The organism is Streptomyces sp. NPDC058257 (genome assembly GCF_042881845.1).
Taxonomy (GTDB): domain Bacteria; phylum Actinomycetota; class Actinomycetes; order Streptomycetales; family Streptomycetaceae; genus Streptomyces.
Window position 1 is genome coordinate 62,954 of sequence record NZ_JBHVXJ010000019.1, and the last position, 16,378, is coordinate 79,331.

General features: G+C 69.4%; 13 protein-coding genes. 3 read left to right on the plus strand and 10 right to left on the minus strand.

The annotated features are described in order from the left end of the window. The first annotated feature begins 18 nt into the window (after positions 1 to 18). Together ACFVXC_RS33165 and ACFVXC_RS33170 are read left to right on the plus strand one after the other, a co-directional pair. Positions 19 to 1,659: an ATP-binding protein gene (locus ACFVXC_RS33165; RefSeq protein ID WP_389912979.1), complete on the plus strand. Its 1,641-nt coding sequence runs from the start codon at positions 19 to 21 to the stop codon at positions 1,657 to 1,659. Beyond that, positions 1,656 to 2,336 carry a response regulator gene (locus ACFVXC_RS33170; RefSeq protein ID WP_389912981.1) on the plus strand — a complete coding sequence of 227 codons (681 nt, stop codon included), beginning with the start codon at positions 1,656 to 1,658 and terminating at the stop codon, positions 2,334 to 2,336. The genes ACFVXC_RS33165 and ACFVXC_RS33170 overlap by 4 nt, the downstream gene beginning before the upstream one ends. Positions 2,337 to 2,357: 21 nt before the next feature. Here ACFVXC_RS33170 and ACFVXC_RS33175 read toward each other — a convergent pair whose 3' ends face one another. From ACFVXC_RS33175 to ACFVXC_RS33200, 6 genes are all read right to left on the minus strand, one after another. Continuing rightward, positions 2,358 to 3,950 carry a cation acetate symporter gene (locus tag ACFVXC_RS33175; RefSeq protein WP_389912984.1) on the minus strand — a complete coding sequence of 531 codons (1,593 nt, stop codon included), beginning with the start codon at positions 3,948 to 3,950 and terminating at the stop codon, positions 2,358 to 2,360. After that, on the minus strand, positions 3,947 to 4,498 hold the full coding sequence (locus tag ACFVXC_RS33180; protein WP_389912986.1) for a DUF485 domain-containing protein: 552 nt from the start codon (positions 4,496 to 4,498) through the stop codon (positions 3,947 to 3,949). Before ACFVXC_RS33180 ends, ACFVXC_RS33175 begins: the two co-directional genes overlap by 4 nt. Positions 4,499 to 4,623: 125 nt before the next feature. Beyond that, on the minus strand, positions 4,624 to 5,316 hold the full coding sequence (locus ACFVXC_RS33185; RefSeq protein WP_389912989.1) for a response regulator: 693 nt from the start codon (positions 5,314 to 5,316) through the stop codon (positions 4,624 to 4,626). Further along, a complete protein-coding gene (locus tag ACFVXC_RS33190; RefSeq protein ID WP_389912992.1) occupies positions 5,313 to 6,455 on the minus strand; it encodes a sensor histidine kinase in 1,143 nt (380 codons plus the stop codon). The genes ACFVXC_RS33185 and ACFVXC_RS33190 overlap by 4 nt, the downstream gene beginning before the upstream one ends. Next, positions 6,452 to 6,964 (minus strand): DUF1453 domain-containing protein, encoded by a 513-nt coding sequence (locus tag ACFVXC_RS33195; RefSeq protein WP_389912995.1) that lies wholly within the window; start codon positions 6,962 to 6,964, stop codon positions 6,452 to 6,454. Before ACFVXC_RS33195 ends, ACFVXC_RS33190 begins: the two co-directional genes overlap by 4 nt. Before the next feature lie 179 nt (positions 6,965 to 7,143). Then, on the minus strand, positions 7,144 to 9,267 hold the full coding sequence (locus ACFVXC_RS33200) for a type IIA DNA topoisomerase subunit B (protein ID WP_389912998.1): 2,124 nt from the start codon (positions 9,265 to 9,267) through the stop codon (positions 7,144 to 7,146). Between the two features lie 440 nt (positions 9,268 to 9,707). Here ACFVXC_RS33200 and ACFVXC_RS33205 point away from each other — a divergent pair, with 440 nt between their 5' ends. Beyond that, positions 9,708 to 9,935: a hypothetical protein gene (locus tag ACFVXC_RS33205; RefSeq protein WP_389913001.1), complete on the plus strand. Its 228-nt coding sequence runs from the start codon at positions 9,708 to 9,710 to the stop codon at positions 9,933 to 9,935. Positions 9,936 to 10,103: 168 nt separating this feature from the next. Here ACFVXC_RS33205 and ACFVXC_RS33210 read toward each other — a convergent pair whose 3' ends face one another. The 4 genes from ACFVXC_RS33210 to ACFVXC_RS33225 form a co-directional block, all read right to left on the minus strand. Beyond that, positions 10,104 to 10,934 (minus strand): S1 family peptidase, encoded by an 831-nt coding sequence (locus ACFVXC_RS33210; RefSeq protein ID WP_389913004.1) that lies wholly within the window; start codon positions 10,932 to 10,934, stop codon positions 10,104 to 10,106. A gap of 164 nt (positions 10,935 to 11,098) precedes the next feature. Further along, positions 11,099 to 12,646 carry an RNA polymerase sigma factor gene (locus ACFVXC_RS33215; RefSeq protein WP_389913006.1) on the minus strand — a complete coding sequence of 516 codons (1,548 nt, stop codon included), beginning with the start codon at positions 12,644 to 12,646 and terminating at the stop codon, positions 11,099 to 11,101. 420 nt (positions 12,647 to 13,066) lie between these two features. Next, on the minus strand, positions 13,067 to 13,954 hold the full coding sequence (locus ACFVXC_RS33220; protein ID WP_389913009.1) for a FadR/GntR family transcriptional regulator: 888 nt from the start codon (positions 13,952 to 13,954) through the stop codon (positions 13,067 to 13,069). A gap of 161 nt (positions 13,955 to 14,115) precedes the next feature. Next, positions 14,116 to 16,221 (minus strand): ATP-binding cassette domain-containing protein, encoded by a 2,106-nt coding sequence (locus ACFVXC_RS33225; protein ID WP_389913012.1) that lies wholly within the window; start codon positions 16,219 to 16,221, stop codon positions 14,116 to 14,118. Positions 16,222 to 16,378: the final 157 nt, after the last annotated feature.

The window sequence follows — 16,378 nt, forward strand, 5'->3', positions numbered from 1 at the left end:
GCCGTACCGTTCGTACACATGAGCCCCACCTCTCCTGCCCGACGACTCCGCCTCGGCCTGCCGCGGCGCGTCTTCTCGCAGGTGCTGCTGATGCAGCTGGCGATCGCCGCCGGGGTCGCCGTGCTCGCCACGGGGCTGTTCCTCGCGCCGCTCAGCGATCAGCTGGACGACCAGGCGATGCGCCGCGCGCTCGCCATCGCGCAGACCACGGCCGCCCAGCCGAAGATCGCCGATGACCTGCGCTCCTCGAAACCGACGGTCGACGGCCCCGTGCAGACGGAAGCGGAACGGATCCGGCGTGCCAGCGGCGCCGAGTACGTCGTGATCATGAACAAGGACGGCGTTCGCTGGTCCCACACCGACCACGACCAGATCGGACAGGTCGTCTCGACCGACCCGAGCGACGCGCTCGCCGGGGACGAGGTCATGGAGATCGACGACGGCACCCTGGGCCGCTCGGCGCGCGGCAAGGTGCCGCTGCGGGACATCGACGGGGACATCGTGGGCGCCGTCTCCGTAGGCATCGAGTACGACAGCGTCCGGGCCCGCCTCATCCACGCGATCCCCGGTCTTTTCGCGTACGCGGGCGGGGCGCTCGCCGTCGGCGCCCTCGCCGCCTATCTGATCTCACGCAGGGTGCAGCGGCAGACTCGTGACCTGGCCTTCTCCGATATCTCGGCACTCCTTGCGGAACGCGAGGCCATGCTGCACAGCATCCGCGAGGGTGTCGTCGCGCTGGACCGCGCCGGCCGGATCCGCCTCCTCAACGACGAGGCCCAGCGCCTCCTGGGCCTCGGAGCGGAAGCCATCGGGCAGCCGCTCGACACCGCGCTCGGCCCGGGCCGTACGACCGACGTGCTCGCGGGGCGGGTCACGGGAACCGACCTCCTGACCGTTCGCGGCCAGCGTGTCCTGATCGCCAACCTCATGCCCACGGACGACGGAGGCGCCGTCGCCACCCTGCGCGACCGCACCGAACTGGAGCAGCTTGGCCGCGAGCTGGACTCCACCCGCGGCCTCATCGACGCACTGCGCGCCCAGGACCACGAACACGCCAACCGCATGCACACACTGCTCGGCCTCCTGGAGCTGGAGATGTACGAGGAGGCCGCGGAGTTCGTCGGTGAGGTGGCGGGCGCCCACCGGGTGACGGCCGAGCAGATCACGGAGAAGATCGGCGATCCGCTGCTCGCCGCGCTCCTGGTGGGCAAGGCCACGGTCGCCGCGGAGCGGGGCGTCGTCCTCGCCGTCCCGCGCGACACCGCGCTGCCCGACCGTCTGATCGACCCGGGCGGTCTGGTCACCATCGTCGGCAACCTCGTCGACAACGCGCTCGACGCGGCGGCGGGCACCCTCCACGCGCGCGTGGAGGTCGATGTGCGCACCGAGGGACGCGCCGTCGTCCTACAGGTGCGCGACACGGGCCCCGGCGTACCGTCCGAACAACGCGAGACGATCTTCACGGAGGGCTGGTCCACCAAGGAGCCCCCGGCGCACGGCAAGCGCGGCATCGGGCTCGCCCTGGTCCGCAGGCTCGCCGAGCGGCAGGGCGGCAGCGCGCGGGCCGGCGCCTCGCCCGACGGGGGCGCCGAGTTCACCGTCGTACTGCCCGAAGCGCTCGCACAGTCCGACCTCGCCCCCACGGAGGAGACACGATGATCGAGGTGCTCGTCGTGGACGACGACGTCAGGGTCGCGGACGTCAACGCCGCCTACGTGGCCAAGGTCCCCGGCTTCCGGGTGGCCGGGAAGGCGCACAGCGCCGCCGAGGCACTGCGGCTCGTCGAGGAGCTCCCCGTCGATCTGGTGCTCCTCGACCACTATCTGCCGGACGAGACAGGCCTCACGGTGGTCCGTACGTTGCGTGAGCGCGGCCATCAGACAGACGTGATCATGGTGACCGCCGCGCGCGATGTCGCCACCGTCCAGGCCGCGATGCGTCACGGCGCCCTGCAGTACCTGGTCAAGCCGTTCTCCTACGCGGGACTCCGGGCCAAGCTCGACGCGTACGCGACCTTGCGCCGCACCCTGGACGGCGGGGGCGAGGCCGAGCAGGCCGAGGTCGACCGGATCTTCGGCGCCCTCTCGGCGACTCCGGCGCCGGAACTGCCCAAGGGGCACTCCCCCACCACGGCCGAGCTGGTCCGCAGGGCCTTGATGGGGGCCGAGGGGCCGCTGTCCGCCCAGGAGTTGGCGGACCGCACCCGGCTGAGCCGCCAGACGGCCCAGCGCTATCTGAAGCTCCTGGAGCGCTCGGGCCGGGTCAGGCTCAGCCTCAAGTACGGCGACACGGGCCGCCCTGAACACCGCTACGAATGGGCGCCCAGCGCTTCATAGCCGGGCGCTCGTAGAGGGCGCCTACACCGCTCCCGCCCCGGTGAGCGACCGCACCTCGGTCTCCGCGTGCTTGGCCTCGTCCGCCGGCTCCGGCGAGGTGACGGTGCCCAGCCATCCGGCGAGGAAGCCCAGCGGGATGGAGACGAGCCCCGGGTTCTCCAGTGGGAAGTACTGGAAGTCCACCCCCGGGAAGAGGGATCCGGGCCCTCCGGAGACCACCGGTGACAGCACGACAAGCGCCAGGGAGGGCACCAGGCCCCCGTAGACCGACCAGACCGCTCCCCGTGTGGTGAAGTTCCGCCAGAACAGCGAGTAGAGCAGCACGGGCAGATTCGCGGACGCGGCGACCGCGAAGGCGAGTCCGACCAGGAACGCCACGTTGAGATCTCGGGCGAGCAGCCCCAGGCCGATCGCGACCACGCCGATCCCGGCCGCAGCGAGGCGTGCCACCGCCACCTCACTGCGAGGCTTCGCTCGCTTGCGCCGCAGCGACGCGTACAGGTCGTGGGCCACGGACGCCGATGAGGCGAGCGTGATCCCGGCGACGACGGCGAGGATCGTGGCGAAGGCGATCGCGGCGACGATCGCGAACAGAACCGTTCCGCCTGTGGAGTTCGCGCCGCCCCCGAGATCGAGGGCGAGGAGCGGAACCGCCGTGTTCCCCGCGGCGTTCGATCCCCGCACGGCTCCGGGTCCCACGATCGCGGCGGCGCCGAAGCCAAGGACGATCGTCATCAGGTAGAAGCTGCCGATGAGACCGATGGACCAGACCACGGAGCGGCGGGCGGCGCGCGCGGTCGGCACCGTGTAGAAGCGGGAGAGGATGTGCGGAAGTCCGGCCGTGCCGAGGACGAGCGCGAGCCCGAGGCTGATGAAGTCCAGGCGTGAGGTCCAGTCCCCGCCGTACTTCAAGCCGGGCGCGAGGAACTTGCTGCCGTGTCCACTGCGGTCGGCCGCCGTCCGCAGCAACTGGTCGAAGTCGCCGTGGAAACGCACCAGAACGAGCACGGTCAGCGCGATCGTGCCGCACATCAGCAGGACCGCCTTGACGATCTGGATCCAGGTGGTGGCCCGCATCCCTCCCAACGACACGTAGACGACCATGAGCGCGCCGACGCCGATCACGGTCCAGGCCTGCGCCGCCCCGCTCGTCCCGCCGAGCAGCAGCGCGACCAGCGAGCCCGCCCCCACCATCTGCGCCACCAGGTAGAGAACGGACACGGTCACCGAGGAAGTTCCCGCCGCGATACGCACGGGCCGCTCCCTCATCCGGGCGGCGACGACATCGGCGAGCGTGAACCGGCCGCAGTTGCGCACCAGTTCGGCCACCAGGAACAGCACGACCAGCCAGGCGACGAGAAAGCCCACGGAGTAGAGCAGCCCGTCGTACCCGAAGAGGGCGATCAGTCCGGAGATGCCGAGGAAGGATGCGGCCGACATGTAGTCGCCCGCGATGGCGAATCCGTTCTCCATGGGCGAGAAGAGCCGCCCACCCGCGTAGAACTCCTCCGCCGAGCCGTGCCGGTTCCGGCTCACCCACGTCGTGATGGCGAGCGTGACGGCCACGAACACGCCGAACAGCAGGAGCGCGAGCGTCTGGTGGTCCCCGGTCATCGCTCACTCCCCCGGCCCGACTCCTGCTCGCTCGACTGGTCGTGTTCCCGCTGGGCCTGGACCCTCTTCTGGTCCTGCTCCCGCTTCTGCTCGAACACGGCCCAGCGCAGATCGAGCGCCGCGCGATCTCTCCTCAGCCGGGCATGCCGGGAATACGCCCAGGTCAGCAGGAAGGTCGTGAGGAACTGCCCGAGACCCGCGAGCATCGCCACGTTCACGGATCCGGTGACGGGCCGCGCCATGAACCCGGGCGCCGTCGTCGCCGTCACGACATACGCGACGTACCAGGTGAAGAAGACGGCCACACCAGGGATGACGAACCGCCGATACCGGCCGCGCACCTCCTGGAAGGCAGCACTGCGCTGGACCTCCAGATAGATGTCGGCCGCACTCGCGCCCCGCTCCGGCGCGGATCGGGGCGGCGCCACAGGCGCCGGAGCCCCTGTGCCGTCCAACTCGCCCCAGCCGGACGCAAGCGCGTCGTACCAGGGATCCCTCGGATCACCGGTCCGCGCCTGCCCGGCATCGCGCCCGTCGTGCTTCTCCACCGAACTCTCCTTGTCCGCAGCCTGGTTCGGCCGCGTGCCCAAGGATGGACAGAACGGGAAGATCCCTGACTCTCCTCTCCCCTCACTTCACCCCATCAGGTGACGGACCTCATCAAAGACCGCACTCAGGTGGGCCTGGCGCTCGGCGGCTTGGCGAGACCGTGCCCGTAGGCGTAACGAACAGCCTGCGCTCGGTCCTTGAGGCCTGTCTTGGCGAAGAGGTTGTTGATGTGCGTCTTCACCGTCGCGGTGGAGACGCACATCTCTCGGGCGATCTCCTGATTCGTCATTCCCTCGGCGATCAGGACGAGCACTTCGGTCTCGCGCGTGGTGAGACCGTCGGGCGGCTCCACCGCGGGCGCGGGCTGCTCGGGCTCCGAGAGCCTTTCCAGCAAACGCCGTTGGATCTGCGGCGAGAGACCCCCGTTGCCGGAGAGCACGTCCTCGACGGCCCGCACGATCTCGTCCCCACCGGCGTCCTTGGTGAGATAGCCCCGCGCACCGGCTCTCAGCGCAGGAAAGAGCGAGTCGTCGTCGGCGAAGGTGGTCAGCACCACGACCTGTGTCCCTGGATACTCGGCGCGGATACGGCGGGTGGCTTCCGCGCCGTCGACCCTGGGCATGCGCAGGTCCATCAGGACGACGTCCGGCGCGAGTTCGGCGACGAGCCGGACGGCCTCCTCTCCGTCTCCCCCGGAACCGACGACCTCGATGCCGGGCAGCAGCCCCAGCAGCATCACGATCCCCTCGCGCACCACTGTCTGGTCGTCGACCACGATCACCCGCGCCGGCACCTTGGCGCCGCCCTCCGTCGTCATGTGGGCACCTTCAGCGTCACGATGAAGCCCTCCTCGCCGGGCCCGGCCGTCAGGGACCCGCCCAGCAGCTCCGCCCTCTCCCGCATTCCGAGCAGACCGTACCCGGCTCCGGAAGCGGCGAGCTCACCCGGCGGCCCGCCCGAATCCTTTACGTCCAGGGTCACTTCACCCTCCCCGTACGCCAGGCGTACGAACACGGTGGCGCCCGGCGCGTGTTTGCGGACGTTCGTCAGTGCCTCCTGCGCGACGCGGCGCACCGTCTGTGACGCTTCGGCGGGCAGAGCGCGCCGCGCCCCCGTCACGGACACCGCGGCCTTGTCCGAGGCGACAAGTTCGTGAAGGAAATCCTCGACGGGCGTCATCTCGCCACGCAGCGCGGAGAGCGCCTGCCGGGTCTCCGCGAGCCCTTCGCGGGCCATGGACCGCGCCGCCACCACGCGATCGAGAACCTGATCGCGTGTCGCATCCCCCTCGATCAGCAGACGCGCCGCCTCCAGGTGCACCATCTGTGCGGAAAGGCTGTGCGCGAGCACGTCGTGGATCTCCCGGGCGATGCGGGCCCGCTCGGCGAGCGCGGCCGTCTCGGCCTCCGCCGTGCGAGCGGCCCGCTCCTGGGCCAGCAGTCGCTGGGCATTGCCCCGCGCGTCGGCGTCGAGCCGCAGGGTGTACCCGGCCAGCGCGAGCCCGATGACGATGAGGCTCGTGACGAGCCAGTTGTCGTTGTTGTACGCCGCGAACCCGGCCAGCGCGACAAGCGCACAACCCGCCGCCATCAGAAGCGGCAGCCTCTCCAGGGCCAGGACCCCCGTACTGCACCAGAGGACGAGCGCAAGCACCCTCCAGTCGCCCGCCTGCGCGGCATACCCGGCCCCCGTCAGCAGGAGCAGCAGAGTGACCGAGGGCCACAACCGACGATCGAAGGAGGTGCGGAAGAATGCCCAGGCAAGCCCGGAGCAGAGCACGACCAGGCCGACCCCGGCCACCAGACGCCAGCCTCTGTCGTGATGGAACGCGTTCCACAGCAGGCCGCCGGCGATCACCACCCGCAGGACTCTGACGAACCACAGCCGGGCGGCGCTCTGTCCTCCCCGGGTGAGCCCTTCCCGGGAGGGCCATCTCATCCACCGGTCCGAGATCACACGGGGTCCTTCCGCATCGGCTCGTATGCCGCGTCCGCAACACCGTACGCCGGGCGGAACAGGCCGGCCCGCTGCACCAGCATGCCGCTGCGCACAAGCAGCGTGGCCGCGAGGGCCAGCATCAGAGCGGCACTGCCCTGCCGCACGCCCAGCAGCGCGCCGAGACCGAACAGGCCGAGCCGCAGCCCGATCCCGACCCCCCACACGAGGGCGGTGGCCTTGGTGCCCTTCCCCCACACGGCACCGTCCGGCGCCGTCCACACATATGTGGTCCGCGCCCAGCCGAAGCCCATGGCCAGAGCGACCACCAGCTCCGCACCGAGCAGGGCGATGGACAGCGCGTGGTGATGGGGATCCAGCACGTCGGGCTTGCGCACGGCCATGAAGACCAGCACGGCAGGTATGACCCACCAGCGCCTGTCCGCGGTGATCTGCTGCGCCTTGAACTGGCGCACGATCACAAACGCGACGACGGCGCAGACCACCAGAACATTGGCGAGCCCAGACATGACGGCCTCCGTGGGGCGAAAGAGTTCGGAGCCGATCCGAGGAGGATCGACGCCTTCGACGCTACGGAAAAGACCTGGTCAGGACATCGGAGCAGGGGTGGAACGTGGGTGGAGCCGAGGGCTCCACCCACGGGTGGAGTGCGTTCGCACGGGCGGGACGCACCAGTTTCGCGCGAGCGCTACGCGTCGATGCGCGAGCGGTCCAGCGTCGCCGCCGAGCTCGTGATGAACTCCTTGCGGGGCGCCACGTCGTTGCCCATCAACAGATCGAAAACCTGCTCGGCGGCGTCCAGATCACCGATGTTGACCCGCCGCAGCGTGCGGTAGCGGGGGTCCATGGTGGTCTCCGCGAGCTGGTCCGCGTCCATCTCACCGAGGCCCTTGTAGCGCTGGATGGAGTCCTTGAAGCGGATCCCCTTGCGCTGGTACTCCAGCAGCGTCTCGCGCAGTTCGTTGTCCGAGTACGTGTAGACGTACTTGTCCTGGCCCTTCTTCGGCTGCACCAGCTCGATACGGTGCAGGGGCGGCACGGCCGCGAAGACCCGGCCCGCCTCCACCATCGGGCGCATGTAGCGCTGGAAGAGGGTGAGCAGAAGAATCCGGATGTGCGCGCCGTCGACATCGGCGTCGACGAGAAGGATGATCTTGCCGTAGCGCGCCGCGTCGATGTCGAAGGTCCGGCCGGACCCCGCCCCTATGACCTGGATGATCGCGCCGCACTCGGCGTTCTTCAGCATGTCCGTCACGGACGCCTTCTGAACGTTGAGAATCTTGCCGCGGATCGGCAGCAGTGCCTGGAACTCGGAGTTCCGCGCCAGCTTGGCGGTGCCGAGCGCCGAGTCGCCCTCGACGATGAAGAGCTCGCTGCGCTCCACGTCGTCGCTGCGGCAGTCGGCGAGCTTCGCGGGCAGCGAGGAGGACTCCAGGGCCGTCTTGCGGCGCTGGGCGTCCTTGTGCTGACGGGCCGCGATGCGCGTGCGGGCCGCGGCGACGGCCTTCTCCATCACGGCGCGCGCCTGCGCCTTGGCGTCCCGCTTGGTGGATGTCAGGAACGCCTTGAGCTCTTTGGCGATGACGTTGGCGACGATGCGGTTGGCCGCCGAGGTGCCGAGCACCTCCTTGGTCTGGCCCTCGAACTGCGGCTCGGCCAGACGGACCGTGACGACCGCGGTCAGTCCCTCCAGGGCGTCGTCCTTGACGATGTCGTCCTCGGCGACGCGCAACACCTTCTGGGTGCGCATCGCCTCGTTCATCGTCTTGGTGAGGGAGCGCTCGAAGCCCGATACGTGGGTGCCGCCCTTGGGGGTGGCGATGATGTTGACGAAGGACCGCAGCGTCGTGTCGTAACCCGTGCCCCAGCGCATGGCGACGTCCACGGTGAGATCACGCGTGACCTCGGTGGGGGTCATCTGGCCGTGGTCGTCGAGGACCGGGACGGTCTCCTTGAAGCTGCCCTGCCCGGTGAGGCGAAGGACGTCGCAGACGGCCTTGTCCTGGGCGAGGTACTCACAGAACTCGCTGATGCCGCCGTCGAAGCGGAAGGACTCCTCGCCCTTGGTGCCGCCGTCGCCGAGGCCGTACTCGTCGCGTACGACGATGGTCAGGCCCGGCACAAGGAAGGCGGTCTGCCGGGCGCGCTGGTGCAGCGTGTCCAGGTTGAGCTTGGCGTCCTTCAGGAAGATCTGCCGGTCGGCCCAGTAGCGCACGCGCGTGCCGGTGCGGTTCTTGGGGATCTTCTTCGCCTTGCGCAGCTTGGCCGACGAGTCGAAGTCGGCATCGGGGCCGGGCTTGGCGAAGGCGCCGGGGACACCACGACGGAAGCTGATCGCGTGGGTGTGCCCAGCGCGGTCCACCTCGACGTCGAGGCGCGCGGACAGGGCGTTCACCACGGAGGCACCCACACCGTGCAGGCCGCCGGAGGCGGCGTAGGAGCCACCGCCGAACTTGCCGCCCGCATGGAGCTTCGTCATGACGACCTCGACGCCGGAGAGGCCGGTCTTGGGCTCGACATCCACCGGGATGCCTCGGCCGTTGTCCCGGACCTCTACGGAGGCGTCGTCGTGGAGGATGACTTCGATGTGGTCGCAGTAGCCGCCCAGGGCCTCATCGACGGAATTGTCGATGATCTCCCAGAGGCAGTGCAGCAGGCCACGGCTGTCCGTCGACCCGATGTACATGCCCGGACGCTTGCGAACGGCCTCGAGCCCCTCCAGGACGAGCAGGTGCCGCGCGGTGTAGTTGGAACCGTCCCGGTCTGCTCCGGTCAGCAACGCTGTGGACGGCACGGACGTCTCGGCGGTCACGCGGTTCGCTCCTCGCTGAATTTCAAATGGGGTCCTTTGGGGTAAGGCCCCGGCTTCGGTTGCCGCTCAGAGGGTACCGAGGCCTGGTAGAGCCGTTGTAACGCCACCCTCGTCTCAACTCACACTAGTCCAGCGCCGCACGCTTGTTCGATCCCTCAATGGAGTGAAGCGCACGTCACGTTCCCTTCCAGGCATGAACCATTTAGGCTCCGGGCACGTCCTCATGAACAACCGGCAACCCAGCCGGTGGACGACCGACCTGACAGACAGCGCGAAACCGTACGACACGTAAGAGACGTAATACGGCACATTCGCCGCCAACCGGCAGCAGACAGCCGCCTCGGAAAAAACTTCGAGGAAAAGCCACGAGCGGGAACGTTTTCGGCCTGGTTGGATGTTGACCCTGGTACGACAGCTCGTCGAGCTAGAGAAGAGGCGACGTGACTACTGTTCTGACCCCCGCGAGCCCCCTGACGGCCGCTGATCGCTGCGACCGCTGCGGCGCCCAGGCATACCTGCGCGTCGTCCTGTTGAGCGGCGGTGAACTGCTCTTCTGCGCCCACCATGGCCGCAAGTTCGAGCCGGAACTCAAGAAGATCGCCGCTGAGATACAGGACGAGACGGAGCGGCTTACGGCCGTCCCGGAAACCAATGACGAGGATCACTGACACCTCGCACCCACGACGAGCCATCCGGCGCTCTCCAGGCCGGTGACCGGGCGGCCGACCCTGCCAACCCCAGGGGCGGCCGCCCGCTCTCGTCACACGGCCGCCCAGGCACCTTCTCGGCGGTCCCACGCGGAGGTTCACTCTCCCCGCGTGGCGAATTCCGCAGTCTCAGCCGTGCAGAGGCATGTCCCGCGCGACGCCCGAGATCCGCGTATAGACCCCGGGGCTCCCGGCCCGCCCGCAGCCGCTGCCCCACGACACGAGGCCGATCAGCCGCCCGTGTGCGACAAGCGGACCCCCGCTGTCCCCCTGGCAGGCGTCACGCCCGCCCTTGACTTCCCCGGCACACAGCATGGACGCGGCCGTGTACGTACCGTCGGAGCTGCCCGGGTAGGCCTTCCCGCACGTCGAGTCAGGCAGTACCCGTACGGGCGCGGAGCGCAACGTACGTGCGTAGTCACCCGCCCCCGTCGTGTCACCCCACCCGAAGACGGCCGCGCGCGTGCCGGGCTCGTACGCCGGGTCCCCCTCCCCGGCCATGCGGATCGCGGAACTCTTGGGAAGCGGGCTCGCCAGAGACAGGACCGCGACGTCTCCGGAGTTCGAGGAGCTGTCGTACTCCGGGTTGACCGACGCCTCGCGCACCGGGATCTCGCGGCCGGCCGACGTGCTCAGGTCGTCACGGCCCGCGATCACCTTCAGGTCGCTCATCTTGCGCAGCGGCACTCCGAGGACTTCCTCGCCCATGCAGTGCGCCGCGGTGAGGACCGTCGTGGGACCGACCACCACACCTCCGCAGAACTGTCCCGAGCGCGTACCCCCGAACCGGTCACGACTGGACAGCGCCACCACCCAGGGATTGTCGGCCACCCGGACCGGGCTGCCCCCGATGACGATGCTGTCGGCCGCCGCGGGGGCCGGAGAGGCCAGCGGCAGCACCGCCACCGGTGCGACAAGGGCCAATGCCGCCGTAAATGTTCGGGCGAAAGGACGAGGCATGCGATCTCCTCACTTTGGGTTGCCATGGCACACCCACAGTGATCCAGTGCGGCACACCCCGCACCCGCGCCACGCACGTCCGGGCCAGGGCGAACTCATCGGACAAACAGAAAGACCCGAAGCCTCGCACGAGGTTTCGGGTCCTTCTTGTGGAGCGCTGGTGACTAGTCGAGGTAGTCGCGCAGAACCTGCGAACGCGACGGGTGACGCAGCTTCGACATCGTCTTCGACTCGATCTGACGGATGCGCTCACGCGTCACTCCGTAGACCTTGCCGATCTCGTCGAGGGTCTTCGGCTGGCCGTCGGTGAGACCGAAGCGCATGGAGACCACGCCCGCCTCACGCTCGGACAGCGTGTCGAGCACGGAGTGCAGCTGCTCCTGAAGGAGCGTGAAGCTGACCGCGTCGGCCGGGACGACCGCCTCGGAGTCCTCGATGAGGTCACCGAACTCGCTGTCGCCGTCCTCACCCAGGGGGGTGTGGAGGGAGATCGGCTCACGGCCGTACTTCTGGACCTCGATGACCTTCTCGGGGGTCATGTCGAGTTCCTTGGCCAGCTCCTCCGGGGTGGGCTCACGGCCCAGGTCCTGGAGCATCTGGCGCTGCACGCGCGCGAGCTTGTTGATGACCTCGACCATGTGCACCGGGATACGGATGGTGCGGGCCTGGTCGGCCATGGCGCGGGTGATCGCCTGCCGGATCCACCAGGTGGCGTACGTGGAGAACTTGTAGCCCTTGGTGTAGTCGAACTTCTCGACCGCGCGGATCAGACCGAGGTTGCCCTCCTGGATGAGGTCCAGGAAGAGCATGCCGCGGCCGGTGTAGCGCTTGGCCAGGGAGACCACCAGGCGGAGGTTGGCCTCCAGGAGGTGGTTCTTGGCGCGGCGCCCGTCCTCGGCGATGATCTCCAGCTCGCGCTTGAGCTTCGGTGCGAGCTTGTCGGCGTTCGCCAGCTTATCCTCGGCGAACAGGCCGGCCTCGATGCGCTTGGCGAGCTCGACCTCCTGCTCCGCGTTGAGGAGCGGGACCTTGCCGATCTGCTTCAGGTAGTCCTTGACGGGGTCGGCGGTGGCACCGGCCGCGGCGACCTGCTGGGCCGGGGCGTCGTCCTCGTCCTCGTCGGAGAGCACGAAGCCTGCCTGGGGACCCTCTTCCGTGGACTCGCCCTCACCGGGCTTGCCCTTGGCGGGTGTCTCCTCGGTGGCCTCGTCGTCCAGGATCTCGTCGTCCTGCTTGGACGCGCTCTTCTTTGCCGTCGCCTTCTTGGCGACGGTCTTCTTGGCGACGGCCTTCTTTGCCGTCGTCTTCTTGGCGGCGACCTTCTTCGCGGGCGAGTCCTCAGCTGCGACATCTACGGCCGACGCCTCGGGGGCGGCGGTCGCGGTGGCCTGCTTAGCCGTGGTCGTCTTGGCCGCGACGGTCTTGGTCGCGGTGCGCTTGACCGGGCTCTTCGCTGCGACGCTCTTGCGGGGGCGCTTCGGCTCCGCGGCACTGACCATCAGCGTCACACCCTCTTCCTCGAGGATCTGGTTGAGGCTGCGCAGAACGTTCTTCCACTGAGTGGCCGGAATCTGGTCAGCTTCGAAGGCACGACGCACGTCATCGCCGGCGATCTGCCCATCAGCCTTTCCCCGCTCGATGAGCGCCATGACAGAGACGGATTCGGCGATCTCCGGCGGGAGCGTACGGGATGTGCTGGCCGACACGAACAACCTCTCGGAACGTTGGAAAACGGCTTCCGGCCCCGTCCATTGTGGACCAGGACCGACGACCGACGACTGGGGATGGGCCGACGGCGCAGGCGGGGCCGGGGAGCTACACAGCGTCGCGAACGACTGCTGTATTCCCTCCTCGGCTATCACCTCTTAGGTCATCGCGCTGCCCCGAGGAGCGTTACGCCCAATCTACGTGGCCCGAGTCACACCCCGTAAGCGCCCAAAAGCGTCCAGATGCGGTCAGAAGTGTCCAGATCAAGGCTCTGGTGACCGTCCTGACGGCAACGGCCGCGCCACCGGGTCTCTGCCTGATCCCAGAGGGCCCCGCAGAGGCCCGGCGACGGTACCGCGCCAACGGAGTGATGAGGTCGGGCCGCGAGGCGCATGAGCCGGCCGTACGGACGCAGACCCGGCCGGTCAGTGCTCGCGGGGGGCGGGCACGACGCGCTCCACCTCCGGGTGGGCGGTGAGCAGCTGCCGCATGGCCGCTTCGGCGCCGGGTCCGTCTCCCGACCCGAGAGCGTCGACGATGCGCGAGTGATGGGCCAGGGACGCCTCGGTGGGACGGTCGCAGCCGGTGATCGGGCCACCGGAGACCTGGAGTGCGGCCGAGACGATGCCGGACAGGTGCTCCAGCATGCGGTTGCTCGCGAGCTGGATGAGCAGCGAGTGGAACTCCGCGTCGGCGCGGGAGAAGGTGATCCCGTCGCCCTGGCTCAGGGCATGGCCCATGATCTCGACCATGTCGGCGAGCCGCTGCTGCACCTCCTCTCGGCCGTGGCCCGCGGCGAGCCGGGCGGCGAGCGGCTCGATCGTCCAGCGAAGCTCACCCAGTTCACGGCGCTGGTCGTCGCGCTGCGGCCCGAACGCGCGCCACTCGATGATGTCCGGGTCCAGCAGGTTCCAGTCGCTGACGGGGCGCACGCGCGTGCCGACATTCGGCCTCGCGCTGACCAGGCCCTTGGCTTCAAGTACGCGCAGCGATTCCCGCACGACGGTGCGGGACACCTCGAAACGCTGGCCGATCTCCTCGGGGACCAGCGGGCGGTCGGCGCCCAGGTCGCCGGAGACGATCATCTGACCGAGCTGCTGGACGAGTTGGCCGTGCAGTCCACGGCCACGGTTTCCTGCGGTGCGTCGGCCCACACGGCCGAGGTCGTGGTCGGCGCTGTCCCACGGGGGCGCGACGACGCGGTCGGCACCAGGGGCCTCTGCGTAGGGGTAGCGGTCGAGTTCGCCCGGGCCGGCGAGACCGGAGTCTGCGGAGCGGGCGGCGGTCATCATGGTGTGCGCAAGGGTACTCACGGATCCTTTGTCGGCGTGGCTCCCAAGTCCCTTGAGGTCTTTGGTGAAAAGCACACGAAAGGGTGATCGCTTACCCCGCCGCGCTTGACGCCTTATCGGAAAGAAATGGCCGTTCTCCTAGGAGTTGTGCGCAGCACGGGAACGGAAGCGTCGAGCGATCGTTATCGAGCTCTGCTGCGCATCCCGGTGAGCAGATATGCGCAGAGCAGAGCGGTCAGTGACAACATCAGTGCGCTGCCGACAGGTTGGACGACCATCCGGACTCCGCCGGCCAGATATCGCTCGACACCGAACGGCCACTGCACCAGCGCGAGGTCGCGCAGCCTCCCCGGCAGCCCCGCCGCCGATCGCACAGATGGTCCCTCCAAGGCCTTTTGTACGAGCGGTACGACGACGATCGGTACCGCGAGAACCGCTGCGAGGCCTGCCGTAGTGGACCGGAAGACTCCGCCCGCGAGCACCCCCGCCCAGGCGCAGCCCACCACCAGGGCGATCCAACTCGCGCTCAGCGAAAGCCAGTCAGCGGGAACTTTCACGAGCTCGTCGCCGTATACCAGGTGGAGCAGCGCGGTGTCGGAAGCCAGGACGAGCAGGCTCAGCAGGAGCCCCGTGGCCGCCGCGACGATCAACTTGGCACAGAGCAGCCCCAAGCGGCGGGGGACGGTGCCCCGGTCGACGGCGAGGGCGGGATGACGGAACTCCTCGCCGAAGGCGAGCGCGCCGAGCAGCCCGGCGCCAAGCGCCGCGGGCGGCAAGGGCAGTTCCTGGGGCCAGGCGGCCAGCAGGAGCGGCTGCGGCGTGTGACCGCTCCTTGCGAGGAAGACGCAGAGGACGGCGGAGACGGCCAGCACGACGGCCGCGGTGAGGTACCCGGTGCCGACACCGGCGATGCGGCGCAGCTCGTAGCGCAAGGGACGAAGGGGGCTGCGGGCGGGGCGGATCGAGATGGGTGGCGGCAAGGAGGACGGGGCCACGGCGGCCTGTGGGGCAGCGGTGGCGAGGGGGTCGGTGGGGGCGGGTAGGTCCGTGGGGGCGGGTAGGTCCATGGGGGCGAGCGGGATGAGGATCTTGGTCGTGGACACGGTCTCGACGCCGGTGCCAGTGCTGCCAGTGCTGCCAGTGCTGCCAGTGCTGCCAGTGCCAGTGTCGGCCCCGGCCCCGGCCCCGGCCCCGGGCAGCACGTCAGCCGCCTCGGCCGGCCTGCCCCCCGCCGGGGTCTTTCCTGCCGGGCTTCCCGCCGAGCCCCCGCGTGACGTCTGCCCCGTATCCACGCCCGTGCTGCCCACGGCCGCAGCCGCCCCACCGGAGACTTCGACTCTGCGTTCGGGCGCGGGCGCGGACCGTTCGGGCGCGGGCGAGGGCGCGGCCAGCGGCGTCGGCGCCACAGCGACAGGCCCCGCATCCCCGATCTCATCGGCGAGTTGGTGGACGAGGATTCCGTGGCGGAACGCCGTCTCTCCGACGTCGGCGCAATTGCTGCCGTATACCGAAAGCCTGTTGCCGTACTCCTTCACCACCTCGATGGAGCGTTGCCCCGCGCGGGCCTCCTTGGACAGCAGGGCGCCGAGGCGCGCCGCGTGGGGACTGCGCACCGCGACACGGGGGCGCAGCCGGGTGCGGGCGAAATCCCCGGCTTCCTGGTCGGCGACGAGACGGCCCGCTTCCAGCGTGACGACCCGGTCGGCGCTGCGTGCCGCCTCCTTGGGGTCGGCCGTGGAGAACAGGACCGTTCCCCCCTGGGAGGCGTGCGCGCGCAGAACGTCGTGCAGCCACCCGCCCTCCCGGGCCGAAAGCCCGTCGGCGGGACCGTCGAGGACGAGCGTGTGCGGGTCGGCGAGCAGCGCGCAGGCCAGGCCGAGACGCCGGTCCATGCCGCGCGAGAGCGTGCCGAGCCGCTGATCACGGAGGCTGACGAGACCGACGACCTCGAGTACGTCGTCGGCGCGCTGGACGGGAACACCGGCGGCAGCGCACAGCATGCGCAGCTGGCCGCGGACCGTGCGGCCGGGATGCCCCGGCACCTCGCCCAGAAGGACGCCCACCTCGCGGGAGGGGTGGGCGATGCGGTGCAGCGGACGCCCTCTGAAGTAGGTGATCCCTCGGCCCTGTTGGATTTCGAGCATGAGTCTCAGCGCCGTCGTCTTGCCGGCGCCCTGTGCGCCGAGCAGCGCCGTGACACGGCCTGTTCGCGCCTCGAAGGACACGTCGTCGACGGCGGGTGGCAGCTCCTGGCGGAGATTGCTGGTCAGTCCGATGGCCTGGATCATCGCTTCTCTCGCGGGATGTGCGACCGCTCGGCGGCCAAGGTTCGTCCGCCGGGTCGGGGACGGACGAACCCCGTGGGTACATCAGCAAGATAACGCGATATTTCCGTCATTTCGGTCAGGGTGTGGGTCGCGGGTGTCCATTACGCGACCATCGCGC